The organism is Hwanghaeella sp. 1Z406, assembly GCF_048892425.1.
Taxonomy (GTDB): Bacteria; Pseudomonadota; Alphaproteobacteria; order UBA8366; family Aestuariispiraceae; genus Pacificispira.
The window spans coordinates 384,656-400,287 of record NZ_JBLZHU010000001.1; the positions used below are offsets into that span (position 1 = coordinate 384,656).

At 57.1% G+C, this 15,632-nt stretch carries 1 protein-coding gene (cut by a window edge); it reads left to right on the top strand.

Annotated features, from left to right (window positions below):
• Positions 1-15,632: the 5' portion of a DUF5801 repeats-in-toxin domain-containing protein gene (locus ACOSDR_RS01825; protein WP_420730224.1), read on the top strand. It continues 12,139 nt past the right edge of the window; 15,632 of the gene's 27,771 nt are visible here — the first part of the coding sequence; the start codon lies at positions 1-3; its stop codon lies off the right edge, out of view.

Sequence of the window (15,632 nt, forward strand, 5' to 3'; positions counted from 1 at the left end):
ATGGCTGTTGATGGCGAAATCCCAAAAATGGGCTACGAAAACGGCGCGGACGATCAGTTCAACTTCGTTAGCGACGAAAATCCCATAGCCTCCTCTGCGGTGACGGTACCAGAACCCGGGCCCGGTCAAACGCAGACAATGACGGTTACTCCAGGGCAAGCCTTGCAGGTCGATTTCGATGTCGAAAGCGCGCAGGTGTCCGGGGATGGCTCTCAAATCACCATGACGCTTGCCAATGGCGGCACGATTGTCTTGCAGTCACCCACGCCGGGCGCTTTCACGGCGGATCCGCCGGTACTGTTAACACCCCAAGGGTCTTTTGAGCAGGCGCTGCAGACCTTTGGCGTGGATGGCAATGGCAATCAGGCGCAATTTACGCAGGCTGCGGGCGATAATGTATTCCAGTTCGGGTCGTCAGATGACGCCGTTTTGGCAGGAGATGCGATCACGGTTGATCGCCCTGAGGCTGGCGGTACAGCCTTCTATGAAATTCTGCCCGGGCAGCCGCTGCAATTGACTTTCAGCCTGGATGACGTTTCAGAAATCCTGCAAACCGACAATGATATCGTTCTTGTGTTCCCCACCGGGGAAGAGGTTCGATTCCAGTCGATGGTAGAGGCGGCCTTCTCTGATGCGCCGCCAATCTTGTTGATGCCCGATGGGGGCCTTGTCTCGGCGCAGGAATTGTTGAGCCTGGGGTCAGATATCAATGCCCTGGCAGATGCCTTGCAAGGTGTTGATTCTGCAGCTGGGAATTCGTCGGTCGGTCCCGTGACCCATTACGGCGATGGCAGTGCAGAAGATTTCAGCGGTATTGGTCTAGGCGACATTGCGGATGTGCCGCGATTCCTGTCATCGCCCCCACCGCCTCCGCCGCCCCCACCACCGCCCCCACCGCCACCACCCCCGCCGCCGCCGCCCCCGATTCCGGCGCCGCCCCCTATCCCCACGCCGCCCCCGCTGCCGCCAGCGGATACCGCGCCTGGTGATTTGACGGTACCCCGTCTGACCGTGGATGAAGATGATCTGGCGATTGCAGATGGCGACCTTGTGGATGGCACAGATGCTGCCAATACAGCGGCTGACCAGATCAGCCAGGGCACATTGCCGGTTAATGTGAACTTCGGCGCGGATGGCCCTGCTGCTGCGAATGCGCTTGTGTTCAGCACTGGGACTCCGTCTGCAATGACCGCCCTGGGCGTAACGTCCGATGGGGAGGCATTGACTTATGCGCTTTCAAACAATGGCACGGTTCTGACCGCCAGCACGTCTGAAGGCACGGTATTTACGGTTACGCTGGTTCCGACCGGCGTTTCCGGCACAGTTGGCAATTACAACATTGAGTTCGACCTTGTTGGGACAGTGGATCATCCCACAGCGGGTGAGCAGGATGTCCTGAGCTATGTGAACGGTTCCGGACAGGGCGTTTTGACCCTGGTCGTCACCGATGGTGATGGGTCCACCGCGAATGCCAGTTTCGCAATCGGTATCCGCGATGATGTACCTCAGATCACGCTGGAGTCCGGGTCGATTGTTCAGTCGACCTCTGTTGCTGTCAGTGAAGACGATCTGCCCGATGGCAGCGATCAGTCGGATTCCTTGTCTGCTTCGGCAGATCTGGGCCTGTCAGGCGGCGTTCTGGCGACAATCGATTATGGTGCAGACGGTCCGGCCGCGGGCGCGCCGGCAACATTGTCGTACGAAGACTTCGATTTTGCCATTGTCGGCCCAACGGGGCTGACCAGTCAGGGCGACGCGATCACTTATAGCCAGACCGGCGACGTTTTGACCGCAACGGCGGATGGCCGTGATGTCTTTACCGTGACGGTGAATTCAGACGGAACCTATACGTTCGAGCTGAAAGATACCATTGATCACGACGCGGGCGATTCTTATAACTCTGAGACCCTGACCTTCACGATCAATGGGACGCCAAATGCGGCCACTCAAGCCGCTGCGATTGATGGCGATGGCGACCCGGCAACGGGGATTGATGGCGTTCTTGTTACGCAATCGTTCAATGTCGGCATTGCCGATGATGTACCGGTCGCGGAAGTAGCCCATACCACGAATCCGTCTGAACTGGCCGGAACAGTGGATGAAGATGATCTGAACGATGGTACGGATCAGTCCGACTCACCCTCTGTTTCTGGTAGCATCGGGTTCGACGCGGGCGATTTGATCACCATTGATTATGGTGCCGATGGGCCTGCCGCCGGCTCTCCGACCGGACTTGGCTTCGATGATATGGACTTCACCATAGAAGGACCGGTTGGTCTGACCAGCCAGGGTGAAGAGATAACCTACAGTTATGACGAAACAACAGATACGCTGACCGGCACGGCGGATGGTCGCGATGTGTTCACTGTTTCCCTGGATGGGTCTGGTGGATTTACCTTTAACCTGCTCGACAGCATCGATCATCAGGATGGCTCGGGTCAGAACATCACGGAACTTGGCTTCCGGGTGACGGGGGAGCCGAACGCGGCTGCCTTAGCGTCGACCGATTATGACCAGGATGCTGTTAGCAATCTGGACGGGATGACTGTCACGCAGGAATTCCGCGTCGCCGTTGTCGACGATGTTCCCCAGGTTCAGAATAATCAGGATGCCGTTGGTGCGGCTGTCACCGGTGCGGTCGATGAAGACGATCTGACCGATGGCACCGACGCGACCAAGGAAAGCCTGACAACCGGTGGCGATATGGGCCTGGCCGGTGGCCGCGATCTGGTCACGATTGATTATGGTGCGGATGGCGCGGCGGATAATGCGCCAACGGCCTTGCAATATGACGATATGGACTGGGTTGTTACAGGTCCTGCGGGTCTTACCTCCGGTGGGGAGGCGATCACCTATAATGATCCGGCTGGCGATGTGCTGACCGCGACGGCGGGCGGGCGTGATATCTTCACGGTTACGCTGAATTCCGATGGCAGCTATACCTTCGAACTGTTGGATCAGATCGACCACGAAACCGCTGATGGACAGAATGTTGAGGCATTGTCCTTCAGCGTGACCGGTACGCCGTCTGCTGATGCCATTGCGGATATCGCGGATTATGATCAGGATGCCGCCAATGGTCTGGCGTCCCAGCAGATTACGCAGACTCTGGCGGTTGATGTCACCGATGATGTGCCTGTCGCCATCGTAACCGATACGGTCGTTGCGGCCGATACGGTATCGTTGGACGAAGACGATTTGGGCAATGGGTCCGATGGGACGGGGCCGGCGTCTGCAAGCGGAAGCCTGGGCTTGGCCGGGCATGCGCTCTATACCATCGATCTTGGCGCGGATGCCGCCGGATCGACTGGTCCGACAAGCCTGAATTACGATGATTTTGATTATACCATCACGGGCCCAACCGACCTGACCTCCAATGGTCAACCAATCGTGTTTACCCAAAGTGGGGATACATTGACGGGTGTTGCCGGTGGCAACGATGTCATGACCGTGACGCTGAATGCGGACGGGACATATACAGTTGCCCTGCTGGACCAGATTGATCATCCAACCGGCGCGGGGGAAAATACCCAGAATCTGTCGTTCAGCCTGTCTGGGACAGTGAAGGACGGTGTGGAAATTCTGGATGGTGATGGCGATCCGGTTGACCTGTCGAATGTGACGGTCAGCAAGGGCTTTGCTGTTGAAATCGTTGATGATGTGCCCGTTGCGTTGGATGACGATGGGGGCCAGACGAAAGTTGATGGCACGCTGTCTGGAAATGTCCTGACGAACGATACGGTCGGTGCCGATGATGATGGCGCGACCCTGGAAGTCACCAGTTTCACCTATACCGATGAGAATGGGGCAACCCAGACTGGTACAATCGGTGAGGCTGCTGATACGCAATACGGTTCCTTCACGCTGAACAGCGATGGGTCCTGGACGTTTGATCCGTCCGACAGTGTTGATTTCGCTGGCGGAACCTCCCTGACCGAGGGCATCACCTATACGATCACCGATGATGACGGCGACACGGACAGTGCCGTTCTGGACCTGACAGTTGTTTCCGGTCCCGGTGTCACGGTTAATCTACCCCCATCGGGTGATCCGAATCTGGGTGCAAATGGTGCATTTGTTGATGAAGACGACCTGACTGCTGCGCAAGGCGACAGCGATGTTGGTACGGATGGAACCGGCAGCTCCGCTGTATCTGGTACGATTGATATCGATGTTGGTAATGCTGGTTTCGGGTCACTGACCATTGCGGGATCTGCTGCGCTGGATGCCATGACTCTGTCTTCTGATGGCGTTGGTCTGGTCTATACCTCAGATGGTGACGTTCTGACCGCGACTGCGGGTGCTGGCGGTCCGACTGTCTTCACCGTATCGATCACTGGTGATGAATCCTCTGGTTTCGGCTGGACCTTCGATCTGGTTGGCAATCTGGATCATCCAGACGGTGCAGGTCAGAATGTCATTAACAATCTGCCCTTTACTGTTACGCTGACGGATGGCGATGGCACAGCGGTATCTGATATCATTCAGGTGGATGTTGTCGATGATGTGCCAGTTCTGGCAATGGGCGACGCGCCCAGCCTTGCCACCGCCGTCACGGTCGATGAAGACGATGCGACGGGGGGCACTGATGGCGCCGATTCTTCTTCTGCAACCGGCGATCTTGGGCTGATTGGCAAAGATCTGTTCACGGTCGATACAGGGGCGGATTCTGACTCCGCAACGGGCGGAACCACGCTGACCTATGGTGATTTTGACTACACCATTTCGGGGCCGACGGATCTGACCTCCAATGGGGTTGCGATTACCTATAATCAGGTTGGCGATGTCTTGACCGCCAGTGCGGGGAGCGAGACTGTCTTTACCGTCACGCTGAATTCTGACGGAACCTATACGTTTGATCTGCAAGGCAATATTGATCACGATACCGCCCAGGGCGAAAACCAGACCGATCTGACTTTCAGTCTGTCTGGCACCGTTAAAGACGGTGTTGAAATTGTCGATGGGGATGGCGATGCGGTTGATCTGTCTTCCGCAACAGTCAGTCAGACATTTGGCGTCACCGTTGTTGATGACGTGCCGGTCGCGACCGTCAACAATGACGCCATTGGCACGGCCACGACCGCAACGGTGAATGAAGATGATCTGTCGGGTGGTAATGACATTATTGCAGGCGTGGATTCTCAGACCGTTGATGTTGCCGATGGCGATGGCAATGATTTGGTGTCCAGCGGCGATCTGGGGCTTGCGGGCCGCGATCTGGTCAGCATCAACTATGGTGCCGATGGTCCTGCTGCGGGCGCGCCGACGGCTCTGCAATATGATGACTTCACCTATACGATCACTGGCCCCACAGGTCTAACCAGCCAGGGTGAAGAAATTACCTACAGTCAGACCGGCGATGTGCTGACCGCAACGGCTGATGGCCGCGAAGTCTTCACCGTTACCCTGGACGGCAATGGCGGTTACACCTTCGAATTGAAGGATACGCTGGATCATGCGCCGGGCAATGGTCAGAACACCCAGAACCTGCAGTTTAGCCTGTCTGGCGTTCCCAATGCAGATGCACTGGCGCTGACTGACTATGATGGTGATGCGGTGGAGGGTCTGTCGGGCGCGACGGTCACACAGAGTTTCTCTGTTGATGTCACCGATGATATTCCTGTCGCCAACAGTGATCCGCTTGTCTTTGCAACAGAAGGCGGCGCGGAAGTTGGTGGCAACCTGCTGGCCAATGACTCTTTTGGTGCAGACAGCGCAGGCGGCAAGGTTACCGCTTTCAGTTATACCGATGTGAATGGCGATTCAGCCACCGCGCCTGCCGGATCAACCGTCGATACGCAGTATGGACAGTTGAATGTTCAGGCCGATGGAACCTGGTCCTATACACCCAATGAAGATGCCGACCATACCGCGACAGGTGGTGCCGCGCTGAATGATAATTTCAGCTACACCATTGTTGATGGGGATGGCGATACGGCGACGGCGGATCAGCCGATCCGCGTCCGCGATGATAAGCCGACGATTACCATCAACCCACCGCCCAGTGGCGACCCGAATGTGGACGTCAACGGCGCCTTCGTGGATGAAGATGACCTCACCGCTGCTCAGGGTGATACGGCGATTGGCAGCGATGGAACCGGCAGCAGCGCCGTTTCCGGTACGCTGACGATTGATGGCGGACAGGATGGAATCAGTGGTGTTGCCCTGTCTATTCCAACCGAACTGACCGATATGGGACTGAAGTCCGGCGGCGTGCCGCTGACCTATTCCACCGATGGTCAGACCATCACCGCGATGGCGGGAACGGTTACGGTCTTCACCGTGGCGCTGACCGGCAATGCGACGGATGGCTATGGCTGGACCTTTGATCTGAAGGACAATCTGGATCATCCAACGGCAACCGCGGAAGATGTGATCAACAATATCCCGTTCACGGTAACAGTGACGGATAATGACGGCTCTCAGGCGTCTGCGACGCTGGAAGTGGATGTCATTGATGATGTACCAACCGCGCGGGACGATGGTGAATACCGTGTTCAACAGGCCGGTGGCACAACCGACAGCACGGTGACAGGCAATCTGCTGACCGACAATGATACTGTGGGCGCCGACAGTGAAGGGGCCGCGGTCGTATCCATCACCTATACGCCCGAAGGCGGCGGGGCTGCTGTCTCGGCGGTGGTTGATCCCGTTAATGGTGTGACCGTTGATACCGAAAGCGGCACGTTGACGGTCAATGCCGATGGGACTTGGAGCTATACCGCAGACGACGATGTACAGAATGTCGGCGGCGCGGATGTCCATGATGACTTCACCTACACCCTTCAGGATGGCGATGGTGATCAATCCACCGCCAATGTTTCGGTCTCTATTGGCGATGATGGCCCCGAAATCTCCTTCCCGACCGATGACGGCCCGCAGGCCGTTGGCGATGGCTTGGTTGATGAAGCCAATCTGGGCTTGGAATCCGGTGATACTGTCACCGGTTCCGATCCAACCCCCGATTCTAGTGTAACCCGGCCGATTACTGTCGACTTTGGTCAGGATGGCCCGGCAGCCAGCGACGCGTTGGTATTGGAAATTCCACCAGCGTTGGAGAATATGGGCCTCACGTCGAATGGCGTGACCTTGACCTATGCGCTGTCAACCGACGGATCAACGATTACCGCATTGGCGGGGACAGAGGCTGTGTTCACGATGTCTCTGTCTGGAAATCCAACAGATGGCTACAGCTATCAGTTTGATCTGTTGGGCAATCTGGACCATGCGTCAGGCCAGGGAACCAATCTGATCGAAGATATTCCCTTTACCCTGGTTGCGACCGATGGCGATGGCACGGTCACCAAGGGCGACATCAAGATCGACGTTCAGGACGATGTGCCGGATGCTAAGGACGATGGCGAATATCGCCTGGATCAGGCCGGGGATTCCATCGGCAATTCCGTCACCGGCAATCTGCTGACCGACAATGATACGGTTGGGGCGGATTCTGATGGGGCCACGATCACGGCCATCACCTATACGCCTGAAGGCGGCGGTGCGATGGTCAGCGCGGTTGTTGATCCGGTTAATGGCGTCACGGTTGATACCCAGTATGGCGAATTGACCGTTGGGCCGGATGGCTCCTGGAGCTATACCGCTGATACAGACATTGTGAATGTCAGCGGTCAGGATGTTGAAGACGATTTCACCTATACATTGCAGGATCGCGATGGCGATACAGATACCGCAACGGTGCATCTGGTGGTTGGGGATGACGGACCTGAAATCTCCTTCCCGACGGATGATGGCCCGCAGGTCACCGGCGATGGCCTGGTGGATGAGGCTGCATTGGGCGGCGAAGCAGGGGATGTCACAACCGGATCTGTCGGTACAGGCGCGTCCAGCGTAACCCGGCCAGTTGCGATTGATTTTGGCGAGGATGGACCTGCTGCGACCAATCCTGTCGTTCTGGAAATTCCCCAGGCGCTGGAAGATCGTGGGCTGACATCGAATGGCGAAGGGCTGACCTATACACTGTCTACCGATGGGTCGACGATAACAGCTGTTACAGATCCCAGCGGCACGCCGGTCTTTACCATGACCTTATCTGGAAATCCAACAGATGGCTACAGCTATCAGTTTGATCTGCAAGGCAATTTGGATCATGCCCCGGGTCAATCGGATAACCTGATTGAAGATATTCCCTTCGCTGTGGTCGTGACAGATGGCGATGGATCGGTAACCTCCGGTCTGATCAATATCGATGTTCGGGATGATGTTCCTGACGCGATCGACGATGGTGAGTACCGCCTGCAGCAGGCGGGTGAAACGGTAGACAATACCGTTACCGGCAATCTGTTGACGGAAAATGATGTCACCGGCGCCGATGCGGCGAAGTCATCTATCACAGAAATCAGCTATACGCCGGAAGGCGGCGGTGCGGCTGTCTCTGCTCTTGTCGATCCGATCAATGGTGTCACGGTCGATACCGAAAATGGGACGTTGACCGTCAATGCGGATGGCTCCTGGAGCTATACTGCCGACAGCGATGTGCAGAATGTCGGCGGTGCGGATGTCAGCGATGACTTCACGTATACGTTGACTGATGGGGATGGGGATTCCGATACAGCGACGGTCCATCTGGTGATCGGTGATGACGGGCCTGAAATCTCCTTCCCGACGGATGAGGGACCTCAGGCAATTGGCTCTGGCCTTGTGGATGAAGATGATTTGTCCATGGACGCGGGTGACAGCGTTGATGGATCGGATGGATCTTCGGCCTCGTCAATCACGCGCCCGGTCGATATCGATTTTGGCGAAGATGGGCCGGCGACAACCGATCCGGTTCAACTGGAAATTACACCGGAATTGACCAATTTCGGCCTGAAATCGGGCGGCGAGACGGTCACATATACCCTGTCAAACGATGGTATGACGATTACCGGTTCGGCCAACGGCGCGACGGTTCTGACCATGTCTCTGTCTGGCAATGCGACGGACGGATTTGGCTATACATTCGATCTGGTCGGACCGTTGGATCACGCCCAGGGTCAAGCTGAAAACCTGATCGAGAATATCCCATTCGGACTGGTGGCGACCGATGGTGACGGGTCTGTTGCTAAGGGCTCCATCGAAATTGATGTGCGCGATGACGTGCCCAATGCAGTTGATGATGGAACCGTTGTTGCTCAGGAAGGTGGCGATGCCGTCACGGGTAACGTGCTGACCAATGACAGCGCCGGGGCCGATGGCATCACACTGACCGGTTTCACTTATAACGACGCAGCCGGGACGCCCCAAAGTGCCGCCGCTGGAACCACTGTAAAGACTGAGTTTGGGACACTGACGGTCAATTCAGATGGCAGTTGGACCTATCAGGCAGACAGCGATATCCCCAACAACGAAGCAACAAATGTTGCGGACGGGTTCACCTACACCATCGTCGATGGGGATGGCGATACAGACTTCGCAAGCCAGCGGATCGAAGTGGGCGAAGATGTCCCGACGATCAGCTTTAAGGAAGAACCAGGTCAGCCGGATTCTCCTACCGGCAACCGCGCTGTCGACGAAGACGATCTGGGGTTGGAAGCAGGCGATGTGGAAACGGGTACAGATGGCACCGGCACATCCTCTGTTTCTCAGGGCATGACGATTGATTTTGGCGATGACGGACCCGCTGCGACCAACCCGGTCGTCTTGCAAGTGCCACAAGCGCTGGAAGACATGCACCTGAAGTCTGACGATCAGGAACTCAGCTATACGGTTTCATCCGATGGCCAGGTGATCACGGCGTCGAATGGTACGGAAGATATCTTTACCGTTTCGCTGTCGGGCAATCCGGTTGATGGCTATAGCTATACCTTTGATCTGACTGGAAATCTGGATCATCCCACCGGTAATGGTGAGAACATAATCAATGATATTCCGATCAATGTCGTTGTCACCGATGGCAATGGTTCTGTTGCCACAGGCGTCATTAATATCGATGTTGTTGACGATGTCCCGACCGTTACCCAGGCCACAGGTCCGTCTGTTGCGACCACTGTAACGGTAGATGAAGACGATACCACAGAAGGTACAGATGGCAGCCAATTGCCCATCGCGATTGGTGCATTGGGTCTCAGCGGCATTACGTTCACGTCTAATGCAGGCGCGGATTCCGATGGCGCGACCGTCACGGGCGGCGTGGATTTGGATCCGTCGGGCCTGACGATTACCGGGCCGACCGGTCTGACCTCAAATGGGGAAATGATTACCTATGATCAGGTTGGCAATGTTCTGACGGCGTCTGCCGACGGACAGCCGGTCTTCACTGTTACCCTGAATGGCGATGACAGCTACACCTTTGAATTAATCGGTAGCATCGATCACCCGGCGGGTCTGGATGAAAACGCAACCACGCTCGACTTTGGTTTGACTGGCACAGTCAACACCACCTTTGAAGCGACCGATGGCGACGGCGACACAACGTCTGCTGGTGCCGTTACAATCAATCATGGTTTTCAGGTAGTCGTCACCGACGATGTGCCGGTTGCAGTGGTCAATCAGGATGCGGTTGGTACGGCTGTTACGGGTGCGGTTGATGAAGACGATCTGGGCGATGGCACGGATGAGACCAAGGAAAGCCTGACGACGGGCGGTGATCTGGGTCTCAGCAATGGCGATCTGGTCTCCATCGATTATGGTGCGGATGGTGCAGCTGCCGGGGCCCCGACGGGTCTGGGCTATGACGATCTGACCTATACGATTGATGGTCCTGCGGGCCTGACCAGCCATGGCGATGCGGTGACGTACAACCAGGTTGGCGATGTCCTGACGGCAACGGCCGGTGGTCGTGACGTGTTCACGGTGACGCTGAATGAAGACGGCTCCTACACCTTCGAACTGAAGGACGCCATTGATCATACCGATGCCAATGGGGAGAATGTTGACCAGTTAAGCTTTACCCTGACCGGCACGCCGGATCAGGCGGCACTGGATGCGGTGCGTGACTATGATGCCGATGCCGCCGATGGCCTGGCGTCAGCACAGATCACCCAGACCTTTGGGGTGGATGTCACCGATGATGTCCCGGTTGCAGTGGTCAATCAGGATGCGGTTGGCACGGCTGTTACGGGCTCGGTTGATGAAGACGATCTGGGCGACGGCACGGATGAGACCAAGGAGGGCCTGACGACGGGCGGTGATCTGGGTCTCAGCAATGGCGATCTGGTTTCCATCGATTACGGCGCGGATGGTGCAGCTGCCGGGGCCCCGACGGGTCTGGGCTATGACGATCTGACCTATACGATTGATGGTCCTGCGGGCCTGACCAGCCATGGCGATGCGGTGACGTACAACCAGGTTGGCGATGTCCTGACGGCAACGGCCGGCGGCCGTGACGTGTTCACGGTGACGCTGAATGAAGACGGCTCCTACACCTTCGAACTGAAAGACGCCATCGATCATACCGATGCCAATGGGGAGAATGTTGACCAGTTAAGCTTTACCCTGACCGGCACGCCGGATCAGGCGGCACTGGATGCGGTGCGTGACTATGATGCCGATGCCGCCGATGGCCTGGCGTCAGCACAGATCACCCAGACCTTTGGGGTGGATGTCACCGATGATGTCCCGGTTGCAGTGGTCAATCAGGATGCGGTTGGCACGGCTGTTACTGGCTCGGTTGATGAAGACGATCTGGGCGACGGCACGGATGAGACCAAGGAGGGCCTGACGACGGGCGGTGATCTGGGTCTCAGCAATGGCGATCTGGTTTCCATCGATTACGGCGCGGATGGTGCAGCTGCCGGGGCCCCGACGGGTCTGGGCTATGACGATCTGACCTATACGATTGATGGTCCTGCGGGCCTGACCAGCCATGGTGATGCGGTGACGTACAACCAGGTTGGCGATGTCCTGACGGCAACGGCCGGTGGTCGTGACGTGTTCACGGTGACGCTGAATGAAGACGGCTCCTATACCTTCGAACTGAAGGACGCCATCGATCATACCGATGCCAATGGGGAGAATGTTGACCAGTTGAGCTTCACCCTGACCGGCACGCCGGATCAGGCGGCACTGGATGCGGTGCGTGACTATGATGCCGATGCCGCCGATGGCTTGGCCTCTGCGCAGATCACCCAGACCTTTGGGGTGGATGTCACCGACGATGTGCCTGAAGCGATTGTTGATGTCAGTGGCGTTGGTCAGGCGACCAATGCGATTGTTGACGAAGACGATCTTGCCGATGGGACGGATGACACCAAGGAAGGTCTCAGTGCCTCTGGCGATCTGGGCTTTGGCTCAGGGGATCTGATCACCATTGACTATGGCGCGGATGGCGCGGCTGCAGGAGCGGCGTCGACGGGCTTGGGTGTTGCGGATCTGGACTTTACTATCTCTGGACCGGAAAATCTGACCAGCCAGGGTGAGCCGGTAACCTATAGCTATGATGCAGGTACCGATACCTTGACGGGTACGGCGGGGGGCCGCGAAGTCTTTACCGTCAGTCTGGACGGTCAGGGTGGCTATACCTTCACGTTGAAGGACAGCCTGGATCATACTGACGCCCAGGGTGAAAACGCGATGGATCTGGGCTTTACCGTCACCGGTGTGCCCAGTGCGGAAGCTCTGGCATCGACCGATTATGATCAGGATGCAATTTCCGGCTTGTCTGATGCCAGCGTCTCGCAGACCTTCTCGGTCTCGGTTGTTGACGACGTGCCGGTGGCAACTGTCAATGACCTGACGACTGGTGGTGAACCAACCATTCTGACCGGGCGCATTGATACTGAAACCTATAATGACCCGGGTACGGGCTTTACCGTTTCGGCGCGCCAGATCGATGCCAGTGGTAATCTGACCTCCCAGTCGATTGACAATGTTTCGGTTGGGAATTCAACAGCGGGGCCAGGCCTTGGTGTTAAGGCAACGCCGGAATCCGGTGTTGCGGGTCAGTTGGGGTATGACCCGACCGAAGTTATCTCTGAGCAACTGGTTGTGGACTTTGACAGTGCGGTGACCGGTGTCAGCTTCACCGTCGCCAACTTGTATAATAACGAGTTCAAGCAGGGCGAAGGTGTCGAGGAAGGCCATTGGGCCGCCTATAATGACGGTCAGTTGGTCGCAGAGGGCGATTTCACTGCAAATGTGGGTAACAATCAGGGCAGCTATACGCTGGACCTGCCAGAAGGCGTGACGATCAATCAGTTGGTGTTCAGCGCCAATCCTTATGCTCAGGGCATTCCGGATGCAGACGACGGACAGACCACGACCGTAGACAGTTCTGACTACTGGATCACTGGGATTGATTACACCTATATCGATCCGAATAGTGGCGGTACCGGAGAAACCACTGTCACCGGCGAGACCGTCATTCTGGACGAAGATGATCTGGCCGATGGGTCGGATACCGATAAGGAAGGTCTGTCCGCGAATGGCGATTTGAACCTGGCAGGTGAAGATCTGATCACCATTGATTATGGTGCCGATGGCCCTGCTGATGGCGCCCCGACAGCGCTGCAATACGATGATCTGGACTTCAGCTTCGATGAATCCACGCTGCCGACGGATCTGACCTCAGCGGGCGATGCAATTACCTTCACTCAGGATAACGGTGTCCTGACAGCAATTGCGACCGATGATCTTGGTGCGACGCGCCCGGTCTTTACAGTTACCCTGAATCCGGATGCCAGCTATACGTTCCAACTGATCGATACGCTGGATCATCCGCAGGCGACGGCGGAAGACACGATTACGCTGAACTTCGATATTCTGGGAACGCCGAAAGACGGTGCCGGAACCGACTATGACCTTGATCCGGCTGCTTTGGATGGTCTGGTCTTCCAGCATGAATTCGGGGTTCAGATCGTCGATGACGTTCCGGTTGCGGTGGATGACAGTGCGGGTCCTGTAGAAGAGGGCCAGTCTGTCAGCGGCAATGTTGTTGATGCCAATGACACGGTTGGTGCCGATGGTGCCAGCGTGACGTCGGTGGAGTATACGGATGGGTCGGGCAACACCGTAAGCTATACGGTTGATCCGGTGACGGGCGCGACGATCACGGTGGATACCGGCGTTCTGACGATTGCAGCCGATGGCAGCTATACCTTCACGACGGGTGACGATGCGGTTACAGGCTCGGAGTCTGTCTTCGAGAACTTCACCTATACGCTGACCGATGGGGATGGCGATCAGGATACGGCGGTGCTGAGCATCGAAGTGACCGATGATGATGTCCCGACGGTGACGATTGAGTATCCGGGCGCGAATGCGACGGCGGGTGTTGTGAATGAAGATGACCTGGGCAGCGAAGATGGGGACGGGGCGTCTGGCAGTGATCAGAGCGGTGCATCTTCGGTCAGTGGCACGATTGGCATTGATACCGGTGATGATGGCTTTGGGTCGATTGCCCTGACGGTGCCGCAGGCACTGGAAGACATGGCGCTGACGTCCGGCGGTGAAGCGATCAGCTACAGCGTCTCGACGGATGGTCAGACGATCACCGCCATGGCGGATGGATCGCAGGTCTTCACGGTCAGTGTGACCGGGAATGAAGCGGACGGCTTTGGCTGGACGTTTGACCTGACGGGTCAGATTGATCACCCGACGGGTGATGGCGCGAATGTCATCTCCGGCCTGCCCTTTGGCGTGACGGTGACCGATGCTGATGGCGACGCCACCGATGCAACGATTAATGTCGATGTCGTCGATGATGTGCCGGTTGCGGTGGATGATGCGACGCTGACGCTGGAAGAAGGTGGCAACACGGTCACCGGCAATGTGATGGGCAACGACACGGAAGGGGCTGATGGCGCTGAAGTGACATCGTTCACCTATACCGATGAGACGGGCGCAGAACAGACCGGTGCGGTTGGTGTTGAGGTCAACACGCAGTATGGTGCGCTGACGGTACAGGCGGACGGGTCGTTCACCTATACCAGTGACGCGGGCGAGACGCATACGGATGGTGCGCCGCTGTTGGATGCGTTCACCTATACGATCACGGATGGGGATGGCGATACGTCCTCTGCGACGCAGGCCTTTGAGATCACTGATGATGGGCCACAGCCACCGGTCCCGATGCCCCCTCCTGGCACGGAACCACCGCCTCCGGGCGAGCCGCCTGTTGGTGGCGAAGATCCGGATCACCCTGAACTGGGCGTGAATGCAGGTCGTGTGGATGAAGACGATCTGACCGATGGGTCTGATGCGGATAAGGAACCGACAACGGTTACCGGGACGCTGACGATTGATGCGGGCGATGATGGTCTGGGCTCTGTTGCGTTCACCGACAGCGGCTTGATGCCGACCCTGACCTCTGGCGGTGTGCCAGTGACCCTGACGCCCAGCACGGATGGTCAGACGATCACCGGGACGGCTGATGGTGTGCCGGTGTTTACGATGGAACTGACGGATGGTGGCACGGGCTACAGCTTCACGCTGCAGGGCACGTTGGACCAGCCGGTGGGCGAGGGCGAGAACGAGATCGACCTGCCGTTCACAGTTGAAGTGACCGATGGCGATGGCTCGACGGCCAGCACCACCTTCCACATCTCGGTCGTCGACGACGTGCCGGTTGCGGTGGATGATGCGACGCTGACGCTGGAAGAGGGTGGCAACACCGTCACCGGTAATGTGATGGGCAATGACACGGAAGGGGCCGATGGCGCTGAAGTGACATCCTTCACCTATACCGACGAGACGGG